Below are 15,528 nucleotides of genomic sequence, written 5' to 3'. Positions count from 1 at the left end.
ACACAGGAGAAACCTCAGCCTCTCACGGCGCAAGATCGGTGCGCGGCCTGGCCACGATGACGCAACTATGTAACGTGCACCTGGTATCCACTTTAATTTCTTGCCAGGAGGTGCCATGGCCGGCGTCGACGACATCGACCTGCGCCTCGTGGAGTTCCTGCGCGTCGACGGCCGGCGTTCGTATGCGGACATGGCGGCCGAAGTCGGACTTTCCCTGCCCGCCGTGAAGCGCCGCGTCGACCGACTGCAGGCCACCGGCGTGATCACCGGCTTCACCGCGCAGATCGACTACACCAAGCTGGGCTGGAACATCGAGGCCTTCACCGAGCTGCGCTACACCGGCCGCACCCGGCCCCCGGACATCGAACGCCTCGCGCGCGACCTGCCCGAGGTCCAGGCCGTGTACCTCATCGCCGGCGATCCGGACGCCCTGTGCCACATCCGCGCCCGCGACGTGACCCACCTGCGCCAGGTCATCGACGCGATCCGCGTGTCGGGCGGCGTGGTGGGCACGAAGACGTTCATCACGCTGGGCAGTTCGACGGAGGCCGTGGAAGCCGGCTGATCCCCGGGCTGCGGTATATGTCGTTATACGGAAATCTCCTTGCGGGCCGCGGTTCGGGGCCGCGATCGTGGACGGCGTGGCAGAGATCCGGGAACTGACGGCGGACGACTGGCGCGCGTGGCGGGCCCTGCGGCTCACCGCGTTGTCCGAGGCGCCCCACGCGTTCGGCGCGAAGCTCGCCGATTGGCAGGGCGACGGCGACACCGAGGCCCGCTGGCGCGCGCGGCTCACGGACCGGCCGTTCAACGTCCTCGCCTCCGTCGACGGCCGCGACGCCGGCATGGCCAGCGGCACAACCCCCGACGACGAGGGCGTCGTGGACCTGCACTCGATGTACGTCGCGCCGTTCGCGCGCGGCCACGGCGTCGGCGACGCGCTCATCGAAGCCGTCGCACAATGGGCCGCATCCCAGGACGCCCGCACCGTGCGGCTGCAAGTGTTCGAGGACAACGCGGCGGCCATCGCCCTCTACCGCCGGCGCGGCTTCCTCGAAGAAGGCACGGTGCACTACCGGCGACCGGCGCTGAAGATGGTGCGGGGCCTCACGCACCCGTCACGGTCAGCATGATCGAGTAGATCGACGTCGTCGCGCAGATGTAGAGGATGTTGCGCTTCGGGCCGCCGAACACGAGGTTCGCGACGGGTTCGGGCACCTTCAGGCCGCCGAGCAGTGTGCCGTCGGGGGCGAAGCAGTCGACCCCACCGCCGGTGGCCGCCCAGAGGCGGCCCTGGTCGTCGAGGCGCAGCCCGTCGAAGTTGCCCTGGCGGCAGCGCGCGATCTCGGCACCGCCCGTCAGCGTGCCGCGCGGGGTCACGTCGAAGCGGCGCAGATGGCCGCGTTGCGTGTCCACGACGTAGAGCTGCGAGCCATCGCGGGAGAACGCCAGGCCGTTGGGCCGCTCGAAGTCGTCGGCCACCACGGTGACCGAGCCCGACGGGTCGATGCGGTACACGTGGTCGCCGCCGATCTCGCTCTCGGCGCGGAAACCCTCGTAGTCGCTGGAGATCCCGTAGCGCGGATCGGTGAACCAGACCGCGCCGTCGGCCGCCTCGACGAGGTCGTTGGGGCTGTTGAACCGCTTGCCCTCGAAGCGATCCGCGAGCACGGTGATCGAGCCGTCGTGCTCGGTGCGCGTGACCCGGCGCGGGCCCTGCTCGCACGTGAGCAGCCGGCCCTGGCGATCGCGAGAGTTGCCGTTCGCGTAGCCCGCCGGGTGGCGGAACACGCCGACGGCGCCGGTCGTCTCGTCCCAGCGCAGCATCCGGTCGTCGGGGATGTCGCTCCACACCAGCGAGCGCGCCGCCGGGAAGTACACCGCGCCTTCGGCCCAGCGGCAGCCGTCGTAGAGCCGTTCCAGCCGCGCGTCACCGCCGACGCGCCCGAACCGCTCGTCGAACCTCTCGAACTCCGCTTCGACGTACATCTGGCCCCCAGCCGCCGGATTTCCCGGCCTGGAGCCTACTCAGCCGACGGGCAGCACGCCCTCCAGTGAACCCAGGTCCGAGACCTCCCGCGGCCCGCCCAGCAGGCCCGTCACCGCGACGCAGCGGGCGGCCACCAGGGCGGCGTCGGTGTCGGCGTGCTCTTCCAGGGACAGCACGTCCTGGGCCGTCGGGAAGCGTTCGAGGCGCAGGCCGTCGGCGGCGGGTTTGATCATCAGGCCCGACGAGCCCACGCGGCCGAGCCGTGCCCAGCGCACGCCGCGCAGGTCGGCGAGGTCCACGTCGGGCACGTTGACGTTGAGGACGGTCCGCTTGGGCGCGTGGGCGACCAGCCAGTCGAGCACGGCGACGCCCACCGCGGCGGCGGTGTCGAAGCGCGCGCCCGGGCGGTCGCCGCAGCTGACGGCGAGGGCGGAGCGGCCGGCGGTCGACGCGGTGAGCGCCGCGCCGACGGTGCTGGAGTGCAGCACGGAGCGGCCTGTGTTGTGGCCGTCGTTGATGCCCGCCACCACCACGTCGGGCGGCGGGCCCAGGGCGCCGAAGCAGGCCGCGAGCACGGCGAACGCCGGCGGCGCGGACACGCGGTGCGCCGGCACGCCGTCGAGGCCGGGCAGCGCGTGCGGCTCGCACGCGACGATCGTGCCGTGGTCGATGGCGCCGAGCGACGTGCCGCTGCCGCTGCTGTCCCCCGCGGGCGCGGCCACGACGAGGTCGTGCCCCGCGTCCCGCAGGGCGTGGGCCAGCGCGAGCAGGCCAGGGGCTTCGATGCCGTCGTCGTTCGTGAGCAGTACCCGCACAGTCGCCCGCTCCCGGTTCGTCGGAGTGTTCGGATCGCTAGATTGTGACCACACGTTCGCTGTTGTGTCCACGCCCAACTCCGAATAAAGGAACTTGTCCAGCCAAGATACGCAAGTCACCCCCTTGACCAGAAGCCCCCGGGTCCGCATTATGTGATCTGCACGTCACAAACTGGCCGCGAGGAGTGACCCGTGAACGTCGAAGTCGACCCGGTCCTGTGCGAGAGCCACGGGCAGTGCGAGTTCGCCGCGCCCGAGGTGTTCAGCCTCGACGACGAAGCGGTGCTGCACGTCGACCTCGGGCCGGTCGCGAACCTGCGCGAAGCGGTGCACCGCGCGGCCCGCGCCTGCCCCACCCGCGCGATCCGGATCTCGGAGTAGCCCGTGCGGATCGTGGTCGCGGGAGCGGGGCTCGCCGGCTGGCGGGCCGCCGAAGCGCTGCGCGCCGAGGGGTTCCGCGGCGAGATCGTGGTGGCCGGCGCCGAAGCGCACCGGCCCTACGACCGGCCGCCGCTGTCGAAGGGCCTGCTCACCGGCGCCACCGGCGAATCCGCCCTGGCGCTGTCCGAAAGCGACACCGAAGTCACCTGGCGCCTCGGCAACCCCGTCGCGGCCTTGCACGGCCGCACCGTCGTCCTCGAAGACGGCGAAGAGCTCGACTTCACGGGGCTCGTGATCGCCACCGGCTCGGCCCCGGTGATCCCCGCTGGCCTCACCCGCCCGCCCGGCGTGCACGTCCTGCGCACCCTCGACGACGCCCGCGCCCTCAAAGCCGACCTCACCGGCCGCGTCCTCGTGCTCGGCGCCGGCTTCATCGGCTGCGAGCTCGCCTCGACGTGCCGCGACCTCGGGCTGCCCGTGGCCGTCGCCGACCCGCTCCCCCACCCGCTGATCCGCGTGCTCGGCGAGAACGTCGCCCGGCGCGTCGAGCGGCTGCACCGCGAACGCGGCGTGCGCTGGCTGCTCGGTACCCAGGTCGTGAAGTTCCTCGGCCGGGACCGCGTCACCGGCGCGGTGTTGTCCGACGGCCGCGCGGTGCGCGCCGACGTGGTCGTGATCGCCACCGGCGTCCGCCCGGTCACCGGCTGGCTCGCCGGCAGCGGCGTCGACGTGTCCGGCGGTGTCCGCTGCGACGAATACCTCCGCGTGCTCGACGAATCCGGCGCCGTCGTGCCGGACGTCGTGGCCGCGGGCGACGTCGCCCGCTGGACCCACCCGCTGCTCGGCGCGCCGGTGCGCGTGGAGCACTGGACCACCGCCGCGCTCGGTGCTGCGGCCGCGCGCACGCTGCTGCACGGCCCGCAGACGCCGTTCGACGCCGTGCCCTCGTTCTGGTCCGACCAGTGCGGCCTGCGCATCCAGGGCGTCGGGCTTCCCGGCCGCGGCGATCAGGTGGAGCTCGTGCACGGCAGCCTCGCCGGGGACAAGTTCGTCGCCCGCTACTCGGCCGGCGGCCGGCACGTCGGCTCCGTCGCGTTCGGCCTGCCCAAGCAGCTCGCCCTCGAACGGCGGCGGCTCACGTCCGCCTGAGTCACCGCACCGCAAGAAACCACACCCACACCACTCAATGACGAGGAGAGGTCTCCATGACCCAGTGGCCCATCTACGACAAGGCGTCGGCGGTCTTCCCGATCTACTCGCGCGCCAACATCGGCGAGATCTTCCCCGACCCGATCAGCCCGCTCAACGCCTCGGCGGGCTTCCAGGCGAACCTCTCGCCCGGCTGGGACGACGCGTTCGTCGCGTGCGGGGTGTGGGACCACGCCACCTACGACTCCGCCGTGCAGCACAACGTGCTCCCCGCGTTCGGCAGCTACCTCTACATCAACATGTCCCTGATGCGCCTGTTCGGCGTGCGCGTGCCCGGCATGACGCCGGAAGCGGTGGACCTGCAGTACTTCGGCGACCTGCCGGGGATCCCCTCGTACGAAAGCGAAAAGCGCGACTTCGACGACAACCCCGAGTTCGAGGCCACGGCCGGGCAGTGGCTGGCCGAGCAGGTCCTCGGCGCCACGGACCTCGCGGCCTACGACGCCGACCGGCGCACCGTCGAGGACATCCGCAAGAACCGCCCCGCCATCGCCGACCTGGGCAACCAGGAGCTGCGCGAGCGGATCACCTCGTTCAACGACGTGCTGCGGCCGCTGCTGAGCCGTCACATCGAGGCGAGCCTCAAGGCCGGCGTCGGCCTGGGTGCCGTCGCGCAGTTCACCGAGGCGATCGGCAAGCCCGAGCTCGCGCTGACGCTGGTGGCCGGCATCGGCGACATCGACTCGACCGGCCCGTCCACCGGCATGTGGGCGCTCTCGCGCCTGGCCCGCACCGGCCCGGTGGCCGCGTTGTTCGACGAGGGCCAGGACGGCCTGGTCGAGCGTCTGCGCGCGAGCAGTGATCCCGAGGTCGTGGCCTTCACCCGTCAGCTCGACGAGTTCCTGACGGCGTGGGACTTCCGCGGCCCGTCGGAGTGGGAGATCCGCGCGAAGACGTGGGGCGTCAAGCCTTCGCTCGTGCTGTCCACTGTGGACCGCATGCGCCAGGCCGACGACTCCGCGTCGCCCGCGGTGAAGAACGCCGAACGCGTCGAGCAGCGCGAGGCGGCCTCCGCCGGCGTGCGAGCCGCGCTGGCGGGCAACGACGAGGCGCTGGGCCAGTTCGAGGCCGTGCTGCACGCGGCCGCGCTGTGGCTGCGGGGCCGGGAACGCGGCCGCACGTCGTGCGCCATGGTCATGCACGAGCTGCGCCTGCCCGCCCTCGAGCTGGGCCGCCGCTTCACCGCCGAAGGGCACCTGGAGCGCCCCGAGCAGATCTTCATGCTGTTCGCCGACGAGCTCGACGCGTTCCTGGCCGACCCGGCGAGCTTCACCACGACGCTGCGCGACCGCGAAGCGGCCTACCTGGACCTGTTCGACCGCGAGCCGCCGTTCGTGGTCGTGGGCCAGCCGGAGCCCGTGGAGAACTGGCCGCGCCGCTCGGGCCGCGAGGTGCAGCCCGCCGTCGCCGGCGAGATCATCCAGGGCGTGCCCGGCTGCAACGGCTCGACGCGCGGGCGCGCCCGCGTGGTCACGAACGCCGACGACCCGTCGGCGCTGGAGCCCGGTGAGATCCTGGTGGCCCCGCTGACCGACCCGTCGTGGACGCCGCTGTTCGTGCCCGCCGCCGCGGTGGTCGTGGACGTCGGCGCGCCGTTCTCCCACGCCGCGATCGTGAGCCGCGAGCTCGGCATCCCGTGCGTGGTCTCGGCGACGGCCGCGTCGGCCCGGATCCCGGACGGCGCCCTCATCGAGGTCGACGGCACCACCGGCACCGTCACGGTGCTGGAAGTCTAGCTCCGGCAAGGGAAAGGGCCTGCACTCCGCGTGGGGTGCAGGCCCTTTCCCTTGGGACACGGACGTTTGTTCAGCCTTCGTCGGCGGCCGAGCGTTCCCGGCCGGCGGACAGCAGGAGGTCCTGGTGCAGTTCCATCCAGATGTCGTGGTACGAGTCGGCCATCGGCCGGGCGAACGCCGCGGTCTCCCCGGCCCGCACCCGCTCCAGCGCTCCGGCGAGGCGCACCGGGTAGGTGCCGAACCGGCCGGCCGACGCGGTCAGTGCGTCGAGCAGGCCGGTCACCTTCGCGTTCACCTCCGCCAGCGACTCGACCACCTCGGCGTCGTACCCGGCGTCGGCGTGGTCGTTGGGCTCGCCAGACGGTCGCAACTGCCAGGCCGAGCAGACGCGCTTGAACTCGCCGTTCACCGGCAGAAACGCTTCGTACGCCACGGAAAGCGCCTCGGCGGAACCCGCGACGTCGGCCGCGAGCAGCTCCGGGTGGGCGGCGCGCCCGGCCGGCGTCGGCATGGTCCCGGCGAGCCGGCCTTCCCGGCGCACCGCGAGCCCGTCGTCGACCAGCGCGGCGACCTCGGCGGCCACCTCGTCCGCGGGCAGTCCCGTGAGCGCCTGCAGCACGGGGTCGGGGGCCAGGCCCTTCACGCGCAACGCGTGGAGCACGAGGAACCGTGTTCGGGTGGACGTCGTCATGGGTCACGCTCCTTCGCCGGATGCACCGGAGTCGCCGGACAGGATCCGGTCTCGCAGCAGGGTTTTGTTCAGCTTGCCCGTCGGCAGCCGCGGCAGGCTCACCACGAACTCGACGCGCCGCGGCGCCTTGAACCCGGCCAGCCGCTCGCGGCAGTACCCGATCAGCTCGGCCCCGCTCACCTCGCCGGCGGGCTCGATCACCGCGGTCACGCCCTCACCGAACTCGGGGTCCGGCAGGCCGATCACGGCGGCGTCGGCCACCGCGGGGTGCGTGAGCAGGGTGTCCTCGATCTCGGTCGGGTAGACGTTCACGCCGCCGGAGATGATCGTGTGCCCCTCACGGCCGACGAGGTAGAGGAACCCGTCCTCGTCGAGGCGGCCGAGGTCGCCGACGCTGCGCAAGTCGGCACCCGCGTCGCCGGCGTTGCGGTAGGCCGAGCCGCCCGGCGCGAACCACACCTTCCCGACGGTGCCCGCCGGGATCTCGCGCCCGGCGTCGTCGGTCACGTGCACGCTGCCGGACAACGGTTTCCCCACCGTGCCCGGGTGGGCCAGCGCGTCGTGCGGGCCGACGTAGGTGTGGCCGTAGCCCTCGGACGCGCCGTAGTACTCGTGCAGGATCGGCCCCCACCAGTCCATGATCGCCGCCTTGACCTCGGGCGGGCACGGCGCGCCGGAGGTGAACGCGACGCGGTGGCTGCTCAGGTCGTGGCGCGCCCGGGCTTCCGGGGACAGGCGCAGCAGCCGCAGCAGCATCGTGGGCACCCACTGGGAGTGCGTCACGCCGTGGGCCGCGATCGCCGCGAGCGAGCCCTCCGCGTCGAACCGGTCGAGGCACACGACGGTCCCGCCGAGCGAGAGCGTGATGAGCTGGAAGGTGAACGGCGCGGCGTGGTAGTTCGGCGCCGGAGACAGGAACACGGTGTCGGCGGCCAGCTCCAGCTTCGCCGCGAGCCCCGCGTGGCGGGCTGGCGCGTCGGCCGGGTGCACGCCGAGCAGCTGCTGGCGGAACGCCTTGGGCCGCCCGGTGCTGCCGCCGCTGTAGAGCACCCGCGCGCCGAGCAGCTCGCCGTCGATCGGCGTCTCGGGCCGGCCGGCCACCGCGTCGCCGAGGAATTCCAGGTCGCCGCCCGCGTCCACGGACAGCAGCAGCGCGGGTTTCTCCACCTCACGCAGTGCTTCGGCGACGACGTCGGCGCGGCGGGCGCTGGTGACGATCGCGCACGAGCCGCCGTCGCCCACCGCCTCCGCGAGCAGCGGACCGAGCTCACCGCTGCGCAGGTGCCAGTTCACCGGGGTCACGTAGAGTCCGGAGCGCATGCCCGCGGCGACGAGCACCGGCCACTCCAGCCGGTTCTCGAGCACGAGCAGCAGCGTGCCGCCGGGGCCGATCCCCCGCTCGCGCAGCAGGTGCGCGACCTGGTTGGAGCGGGCCTCGAGCTCGGCGTAGGTGAGGCTCTCGCCGCTCGGCGCCATCACGTACGCCCGGGCGCCGGGCCGCTCGCGCGCAATCGGGGCGGGGTACACGCCATCGACCTCCTTCTCGACTGTTTGTGAATGCTATGTCACGAACGAGCGCCACCGCAACGCCCTTGCTTAGCTCTTCCGTTCTCGGACGTGATGTGCTGTAGTGATTGAGCGTTCGCAATCCAGCAAGGCGCGACAGAAGGGACAGCGGTGTCCGAACAGACGTCCGGCGCGACAGCCGTCGACCTCATGGATCTGGACCTGTTCGCCACGGGGTCCGACCACGAGGCGTTCCGCGAGCTGCGTGAGCACGATCCGCTGCACTGGAACGACGAACCCGGCGGCCGCGGTTTCTGGTCGGTCACGCGGTACGCCGACATCAAGCGCATCGCCGCCGACCACGAGAGCTTCTCCTCCGCCGAAGGGACGCAGATCCCGGACCGCCGCGCCGAGGGGCACGGCGAACCCAGCATCCACAACATGGACCCGCCGCGCCACGGGGCGCTGCGCAAGCTCGTGGTGCCGCACGTGCGGCCCGCGAAGGTCCGCCCGCTCGAGGGCGAGATCGTGACGGTGATCGACGGGCTGCTCGACACCGCGCTGGAGCACGGCGGCACCTTCGACTTCGTGCACACGGTCGCCGCGCAGCTGCCGCTGCTGGTGATCAGCCGGCTGCTCGGCGCGCCGCCCGAGGCGTGCCCGCACATGCAGCGCTGGACCAACCAGATGGCGTCGGACGACCCCGAGTACAGCACGGGTCCGGAGACCGCCGCCCGGGCGCGCGACGAGATCTTCGCCTTCTTCCACGAGCTGGAAGCCGAGCGACGCGCGAACCCGGCCGAGGACCTGGTGAGCGTGCTCGCCCACGCCGCGCCGGGCGGCGAGCCGCTCAACCGCGGCCAGCTCGACGCGTACTACCTGCTGCTCATGGTCGCCGGCAACGAGACCACGCGGAACCTGCTCACCGGCGGGATGATCGCCTTCGGCGCGTTCCCGGAGCAGTGGGCGGCGCTGCGCGCCGACGCGGACCGGATCCCGGGCGCCGTCGAGGAAATGGTGCGCTGGGTGTCGCCGGTGCTGTGCATGCGGCGGACCGCGACACGCGACGTCGAGCTGCACGGCCGCACGATCGAGGCCGGGCAGAAAGTGGTGCTGTGGTTCGCCTCGGGCAACCGCGACGAGACGGTGTTCACCGCGCCCGACGAGTTCCGCGCGGAGCGCACGCCCAACGAGCACCTCGGCTTCGGCTGGGGCGTGCACGCCTGCCTCGGCGCGCACCTCGCGCGGCTGGAAGCGCAGCTGTTCCTGCGCCGCCTGCGTGAGCGCGCCCTGCGCGTGGACGTGCAGGCGCCGCCGGAACGCTTGCGCAGCAACTTCTTCCGCGGCGTGAAGCGGCTGCCGGTGCGGCTGGTGAACGACCGTGGCTGAGCAGTGGCTGGGGCGCGCGGCGTGCCTCGTCGGGGGTGAGTGGCGGACGCCCGACGGGCCCGCGATCCCCGTCGTCGACCCGTACACCGAGCAGCCCATCGGCGAGACGGCCGAAGCCGGCCCTGCGCTGACGGCCGAGGCCGTCACCGCGGCGGACGCGGCGCTCCCGGAGTGGGAACGGACCGGCCCGGCCGACCGCGCCGACCTGCTCGACCGGCTGGCCGACCTGCTCGAGGCCCGCGCGGGCGAGCTCGCGGCGCTGATCACGCGCGAGATGGGCATGCCCGCCACGCTCGCGGCGGCGAGCCAGGGCGACCTGCCGCCGCGGGTGCTGCGCGCGTTCGCCACGGCCACGCGGGCGTTCGGGTGGACCGAGAAGATCGACGGCGCGCAGCTCCACCGCGTGCCGCTCGGCGTGGTCGGCGCGATCACGCCGTGGAACATGCCGGCGCACCAGATCATCGCGAAGGTCGGCGCGGCGCTCGCCGCCGGCAACACCGTGGTGCTCAAGCCGAGTGAGGCCACCCCGTTCGACGCGAACCTCATCGCGGCCGCCGCGCTGGAAGCGGGCTTCCCGCCGGGCGTGTTCTCGGTCGTGCAAGGCACCGGACCGGTGACCGGGGAGGCGCTCGTGGCCGATCCGCGCGTGTCCCATGTGTCGTTCACCGGCAGCGTCCCGGCCGGGCAGGCGGTGGCCGCGCTCGCCGCCGGGCACACCGCGTCGACCACGCTGGAGCTGGGCGGCAAGTCGGCCGCCGTGCTGCTGCCGGACGCGGACCTGGCGCGCGCCGTCCCGGCGGCGGTGAAGAGCGGTCTCGTGAACTCGGGGCAGGCGTGCAACGCGACCACGCGGATCGTGGTGCCGCGCAGTGCGCTCGCCGACGTGGAAGCACTGGTCATCGACGCACTCGACGCCGTGGTCGCCGGCGACCCGCGTGACCCGGTCACCACGTTCGGGCCGCTGGCCTCGGCGCGCCAGCGCGAGCGCGTGCGCCACCTGCTCGACACCGCCGGCGACGACCGCGCGGTGACACCGCCGCTGCAACTGCTGCCCTCGCACGGGTTCTTCGTCGGCCCGCGCGTCTACTTCGGACTCGACGCCCGGCATCCGCTGGTGCGCCAGGAGGTGTTCGGTCCCGTGCTCGTCGTGCAGCCCTACACCGACGAGGCGGACGCCACCGCGGTCGCGAACGACAGCGACTTCGGGCTGTCCGCCGAGGTCTGGTCGGCCGACCCCGACCGGGCCGAGAGCTTCGCGCGGACGCTGCGCGTGGGCCAGGTCAAGATCAACGGCGTACGCACCCGCGAACGCCCCGGTGTGCCGTTCGGCGGGCGCAAGAACTCCGGCTACGGCCGGGAACTCGGCGCCGAAGGCATCGCCGACCTCACCGCGGTGCAGGCGGTGCTGCGATGACGCGCCGGATCCTCGTCACGGGCGCCGCGTCCGGCGTCGGCCTCGCGCTGGCCCGGCAGCTGACCGACGACGGCGTGGCCGTGATCGGCGTCGACCGCGCCGAGATCCCCGTGCCCGTGGAGCGGGCCCTGCGGGTGGACCTCACCGACTTCGCCGCCGTGCGCGAGGCCGCGGCGAGCGTCGCCGAGCTGGACGGCATCGCCAACGTCGCCGGTGTGCCCGGCACTGCGCCCGCCGCGACCGTGCTCGCGGTGAACGTGGTCGGCACCCGCGTGCTCACCGAAGCGCTGCTGCCGCGCCTGGCCGAGGGCGGCGCCGTGGTGACGGTGGCGTCCATCGCCGCCCACCGCAACACTTTGCCGGCCGAGGCCCTCGACCGGCTGTGCGCTGTGGACAGCGACGCTGAGCTGGCGGACTGGCTCGCGCAGTTCCCGCTCTCGGGTGCCGCCGCCTACGACACGTCCAAAGCCGCGCTCGTCGCCTGGAGCGCGCGGCTGGCCGCCCGGCTGCTGCCGCGCGCCCGTGCGGTGAGCGTGAGCCCCGGCCCCGTGCACACGCCGATCCTGGCCGACTTCCGCGAGTCGATGGGCGCCGAGTCGATCGACCGCGCCGGCGCCGTGGTCGGAAGGCACGGACAACCCGGCGAGGTCGCCGCGGCGGCCGCGTTCCTGCTCAGCCCCGCGGCCTCGTGGGTCAACGGCATCGACCTGCCCGTCGAAGGCGGCCTCGCCGCCGCGCGCACGCACCTGGCCGCGGTGGCCGAGCCCGGCACCGTCGAGCCCAGCACCGAAAGGACCACCCGGTGACCACCACGGCGCCTCCCGAGTCGACCGAGACCGTGCTTCCCCTCGACGGCACGCGCCCGCTGGGCCGCGACCTCGTGGGCGGCAAGGCCCACAGCCTCAACCGGATGCGTTCGCTCGGCCTGCCGGTGCCGCCGGCGTTCGCGATCACCGTGGACGTCTGCACCGCCTACCACGCGGGCGGCACGCTGCCGGACGCCGTCTGGACGCAGGTCATCGACCACCTGGCGCACCTGGAGGAACGCACCGGCCGCCGCTTCGGCGGACCGGGCTGGCCGCTGCTCGTGTCCGTGCGTTCCGGTGCCGCCCGCAGCATGCCCGGGATGATGGACACCGTCCTCAACCTCGGCCTCACGGCCGAGCTGCGCGACACGCTGGCCGAACAGTCGGGCGACCCCGCGTGGGCCGCGGACACGTGGGAGCGGTTCGAGCGCTCGTACTCCGGCATCGTCGGCGGCCCGCCGCCCGCGGATCCGCGCGAGCAGCTGCGTGCGGCGATCGGCGCCGTGTTCCGCTCGTGGTTCTCGCCGCGCGCGGTGAGCTACCGCGAGCACCACGGCATCACCGATCTCGGCGGCACGGCCGTGACCGTGCAGGCCATGGCGTTCGGCAACCGCGACGCCGAGTCCGGCACCGGGGTGCTGTTCAGCCGCGACCCCGGCACCGGCGAGCCCGGCGTCTACGGCGAGTGGCTGGCCCGCGCGCAGGGCGAGGACGTCGTGTCCGGCGAGCGGACCCCGGCGCGGCTCGACGAGCTGGCGCGCACGCAGCCGGGCAACCACCGTGAGCTGCTCCGCCTGGCCGGGGTGCTGGAGCGCGAGTACGGCGACATGGTCGACGTGGAGTTCACGATCGAGTCCGGCACGCTCTACGTGCTGCAGGCCCGGGCGGGCAAGCGCACGCCGGGCGCGGCGGCGCGCATCGCCGTGGACCTCGTCGGCGAGGGCCTGATCGACGTCGACACGGCGCTCACGCGCGTGACCCCGGCCCAGGCCACGCAGCTGCTGGAGACGGCAGGCGCGGCCGAGGGCGTCGAGCTCGCCCGCGGCACCGGCGCGGGCCCCGGCCTGGGTGTGGGCCAGGTCGTGACCGACCCGGACGAAGCGCTGGACGCCGCCGACGCCGGGACCGCCGTGGTGCTCGTGCGGCCGTTCACGTCCCCCGAGGACGTGCCGGCGATGTTCGCCGCGGCGGCCGTCGTGACCGAGCACGGTGGGTCGACCTCGCACGCGGCGCTGGTGTGCCGGGAGGCGGGCATCCCGTGCGTGGTCGGCTGCGGCGACGGCACCGTCGACGCGCTGCGCGGCCGCCTGGTGACGGTCGACGGCACGACCGGCGCGGTGCTCGACGGCGACCGCGCGAGCGGCGCGGGCACGACCGTCGACGGTCCCGCGGCGACGCTCACGGAGTGGGCCGCCGCACGGACCGGCGGCGACGGCGCGCTGCCCGAGCTGCTCGCGCTGGTGCACAGTACTGATCCGGCCGAAAAGCAGGCCGGCCCCCCGCGCGGCACGTAACCGTTGCCGCGAAGTCATTCGGCCGTGACTGTGGTCGGATTGGCAACGATGTGCACAGTATCGTCGGCGGACGCGAATGACCGGTTGGGTGAGCAGAAGATGAGCAGTAGCACGCAGGAGACGACCGGCGAGGACCGGGCGGAGGCCGCGCGCGTGCGCGTCCGCGAACTGATCGCCGCGCTGCAGCCCGACGCCGTGGACAAGCGCCCCAACAAACGCGGCGCGCAGACCCGCGACAAGCTCGTGCAGGCCGCCACGGCGTGTTTTTCCGAGTACGGCTACACACGCACCCGCGTCTCGGACATCACCAACCGCGCCGACACCGCGCAGGGCAACTTCTACCGCCACTTCACCAGCCTCGACGACATCTTCCTCGCGGCCCTGCAACCGGCACTGGAGGAGCTCGCGGCGGCCTCGGCCACCGCACCACGCTCCGGCGACGAGCAGCACCACCTGGTGGAGCAGACCATCGCGTACCTCCACTCGTACGCCCGCAACCGCCACCTGCTGCGCGTGATGCGCGAAGCCGCGGCCGCGAGCGAAAACGAGGGCTTCCTCAAACTGTGGCTCCAGGTGCGCTCCGGCTTCGTCCACCGCACCGAACGCTGGCTGCGGCGGCTCCACGAGAGCGGCGTCATCGAGGCCACCCACTACGAGCTCCACGCCGAGGCCCTCGGCTCGCTCATCGAGCAGATGGCCTACGTCCACATCGGACTTCTGCCGGTGACGCCCCGGCCCGAACGCATCCAGGACCTCGGTTCGGTGATCGGCCAGATCTGGTACCGGTCTCTGCCGTTCGTGGCCGACCGCTAGACGGATCCGCCGTTCGGCCCGAGGATGAGCCGATGACGACGACCGACACCCGGCGAGATCGCGCCGGCTTCCGGACTGAGCGGTTTTCGCGCAGCCCCTGGGCTGGGCGAAAACCGGGAGGGAAGAAGCCGGCTTGAGGCGATCTCGCACGCCTCGGCGGAGCCGGGGCAGACAACACAGCCGCGCGGGCGAGCTGTTGCGCACGGACGGGCCGTTCGCGCTGCGGATCGTGGTGACGGCGGCCGTGGCGTGGCAGATCTGTGTGTGGCTGGGCGCGCGGCAGCCTCCGGTGTACGCGGTGATCGTGCCGCTGGTGTCCATCCGGGACGCGCCGTACTCGACGCTGAACGTGTCCCTGGCGCGCGTGGCCGGTGTGGTGTGCGGGCTGTCGATCGGGATTCTCGTGCTGCGTGTGGTGCACCCGTCCGCCGGGGCGCTCGCACTCGTGCTGGCGCTGGCGCTCGCCGTGGGCATCGTGCTGCGCATCGGCGGCACGCTCAACATCCAGGTCGCCGTGTCGGCGCTGCTGGTGTTCGCCAGCACCGACCCGGACTCCTACGCGCTGTCGCGCCTGTGGGAGACGGCCGTCGGCGCCGGGGTGACCGTGGTGCTGGCGCCGCTGCTGCTGCCGGCGAACCCGGCCCGCACGTTCGTGAAAGAACTCCACGAGACCGCGGCCGAACTGGCCCGGAACCTCCGGGCGCCACTCGACGAGGAGGCGGTGCGCGCGGTCGAGACCCGCGCCCGCGCGCTGCCGGGAAAGCTCGCCCTGGCGCGCAAAGCCGTGCGCTCCCACCCGTGGTGGCGCCGCACCGAGACCGACCACCTCGCCGCCCTGGTGCCCCTCGCCCAGGCCGCCTCCGACATCGGCACCCTCGTGCGCATCCACTTCGAGGACACCACCGAACTCACCGCCCGCGGCGAACCGACCGACACGTCGGAAGTCGCGGGCCCCCTCTCCGACGCCGTGACCGCCGCCCTCACCGGCACGCCCGACCCCCCGGCCCTGGCCACCGCGGAAGCCGCCATCCTGCACAACGCCGAAACCGACGGCACCCGCCTCGGCGCCATCGCGCGACGGCCGCTCCGTCGCATCGCCGCGCTCCTGCGGGAGCTGTAATTTTGGCCCCGCCTCCGGCGTGGCGTGCGAGATCGCCTTTGAGCCGGTTTCCGGATTCGGGCGGTCGGATCGGCCTGGCGGTTGCGCTCGCGGGCGATGTCGAGGGCGCGGCGGGCGGTGGCCTCGTCGGGGTAGGGCCCGAGG

General features: G+C 73.2%; 15 protein-coding genes. 11 read left to right on the top strand and 4 right to left on the bottom strand.

Going from position 1 to position 15,528, the window contains the following annotated elements; all coding sequences use genetic code 11:
- Positions 1 to 115 precede the first annotated feature (115 nt).
- Together AB0878_RS18040 and AB0878_RS18035 are read left to right on the top strand one after the other, a co-directional pair.
- Complete coding sequence (locus AB0878_RS18040; RefSeq protein ID WP_366581154.1) at positions 116 to 565, top strand: Lrp/AsnC family transcriptional regulator; 450 nt, start codon at positions 116 to 118, stop codon at positions 563 to 565.
- A gap of 76 nt (positions 566 to 641) precedes the next feature.
- The gene (locus AB0878_RS18035) at positions 642 to 1,133 is read left to right on the top strand and encodes a GNAT family N-acetyltransferase (RefSeq protein ID WP_366581152.1); all 492 of its coding nucleotides are present in this window, start codon (positions 642 to 644) and stop codon (positions 1,131 to 1,133) included.
- Here AB0878_RS18035 and AB0878_RS18030 read toward each other — a convergent pair.
- Together AB0878_RS18030 and AB0878_RS18025 are read right to left on the bottom strand one after the other, a co-directional pair.
- On the bottom strand, positions 1,108 to 1,989 hold the full coding sequence (locus AB0878_RS18030; RefSeq protein ID WP_366581150.1) for an SMP-30/gluconolactonase/LRE family protein: 882 nt from the start codon (positions 1,987 to 1,989) through the stop codon (positions 1,108 to 1,110). The two genes, AB0878_RS18035 and AB0878_RS18030, sit on opposite strands and share 26 nt — an antisense overlap.
- A 39-nt stretch (positions 1,990 to 2,028) precedes the next feature.
- Entirely contained in the window at positions 2,029 to 2,805 is a 777-nt protein-coding gene (locus AB0878_RS18025) for a 5'/3'-nucleotidase SurE (RefSeq protein ID WP_366581148.1), read from the bottom strand.
- A gap of 192 nt (positions 2,806 to 2,997) precedes the next feature.
- On the opposite strand from AB0878_RS18025, the gene AB0878_RS18020 reads away from it, so the two are divergent.
- Genes AB0878_RS18020 through AB0878_RS18010 form a run of 3 tightly spaced genes read left to right on the top strand, consistent with a single transcriptional unit; the run spans position 2,998 to position 6,131 of the window.
- Complete coding sequence (locus AB0878_RS18020) at positions 2,998 to 3,186, top strand: ferredoxin (RefSeq protein WP_366581147.1); 189 nt, start codon at positions 2,998 to 3,000, stop codon at positions 3,184 to 3,186.
- A 3-nt stretch (positions 3,187 to 3,189) separates the two neighbouring features.
- Entirely contained in the window at positions 3,190 to 4,335 is a 1,146-nt protein-coding gene (locus AB0878_RS18015) for an FAD-dependent oxidoreductase (protein ID WP_366581145.1), read from the top strand.
- Positions 4,336 to 4,391: 56 nt separating this feature from the next.
- Positions 4,392 to 6,131 (top strand): PEP-utilizing enzyme, encoded by a 1,740-nt coding sequence (locus tag AB0878_RS18010; protein ID WP_366581143.1) that lies wholly within the window; start codon positions 4,392 to 4,394, stop codon positions 6,129 to 6,131.
- A 70-nt stretch (positions 6,132 to 6,201) separates the two neighbouring features.
- Here AB0878_RS18010 and AB0878_RS18005 read toward each other — a convergent pair whose 3' ends face one another.
- On the bottom strand, positions 6,202 to 6,822 hold the full coding sequence (locus tag AB0878_RS18005; protein WP_366581141.1) for a MarR family transcriptional regulator: 621 nt from the start codon (positions 6,820 to 6,822) through the stop codon (positions 6,202 to 6,204).
- A gap of 3 nt (positions 6,823 to 6,825) precedes the next feature.
- On the bottom strand, positions 6,826 to 8,349 hold the full coding sequence (locus AB0878_RS18000; protein WP_366581139.1) for an AMP-binding protein: 1,524 nt from the start codon (positions 8,347 to 8,349) through the stop codon (positions 6,826 to 6,828).
- A 150-nt stretch (positions 8,350 to 8,499) separates the two neighbouring features.
- Here AB0878_RS18000 and AB0878_RS17995 point away from each other — a divergent pair, with 150 nt between their 5' ends.
- The 6 genes from AB0878_RS17995 (at position 8,500) to AB0878_RS17970 (ending at position 15,384) form a co-directional block, all read left to right on the top strand.
- A complete protein-coding gene (locus AB0878_RS17995) occupies positions 8,500 to 9,717 on the top strand; it encodes a cytochrome P450 (protein ID WP_366581137.1) in 1,218 nt (405 codons plus the stop codon).
- Positions 9,710 to 11,131, top strand: a complete 1,422-nt coding sequence (locus tag AB0878_RS17990; protein WP_366581135.1) for an aldehyde dehydrogenase family protein — start codon at positions 9,710 to 9,712, stop codon at positions 11,129 to 11,131. The genes AB0878_RS17995 and AB0878_RS17990 overlap by 8 nt, the downstream gene beginning before the upstream one ends.
- Entirely contained in the window at positions 11,128 to 11,937 is an 810-nt protein-coding gene (locus AB0878_RS17985; protein ID WP_366581133.1) for an SDR family oxidoreductase, read from the top strand. Before AB0878_RS17990 ends, AB0878_RS17985 begins: the two co-directional genes overlap by 4 nt.
- Positions 11,934 to 13,451: a pyruvate, phosphate dikinase gene (locus AB0878_RS17980; RefSeq protein WP_366581131.1), complete on the top strand. Its 1,518-nt coding sequence runs from the start codon at positions 11,934 to 11,936 to the stop codon at positions 13,449 to 13,451. Before AB0878_RS17985 ends, AB0878_RS17980 begins: the two co-directional genes overlap by 4 nt.
- Positions 13,452 to 13,550: 99 nt before the next feature.
- Positions 13,551 to 14,264, top strand: coding sequence for a TetR/AcrR family transcriptional regulator (locus tag AB0878_RS17975; RefSeq protein WP_366581129.1), 714 nt, complete (start codon positions 13,551 to 13,553; stop codon positions 14,262 to 14,264).
- Positions 14,265 to 14,460: 196 nt separating this feature from the next.
- A complete protein-coding gene (locus AB0878_RS17970; protein ID WP_366581127.1) occupies positions 14,461 to 15,384 on the top strand; it encodes an aromatic acid exporter family protein in 924 nt (307 codons plus the stop codon).
- The last annotated feature ends 144 nt before the right edge of the window (positions 15,385 to 15,528 follow it).

The sequence above is a fragment of the Amycolatopsis sp. NPDC047767 genome, from assembly GCF_040704195.1.
Classification (GTDB): Bacteria; Actinomycetota; Actinomycetes; order Mycobacteriales; family Pseudonocardiaceae; genus Amycolatopsis.
Note: the sequence above shows the minus strand (reverse complement) of the source record. Positions and strands in the feature narration are given on the sequence as shown.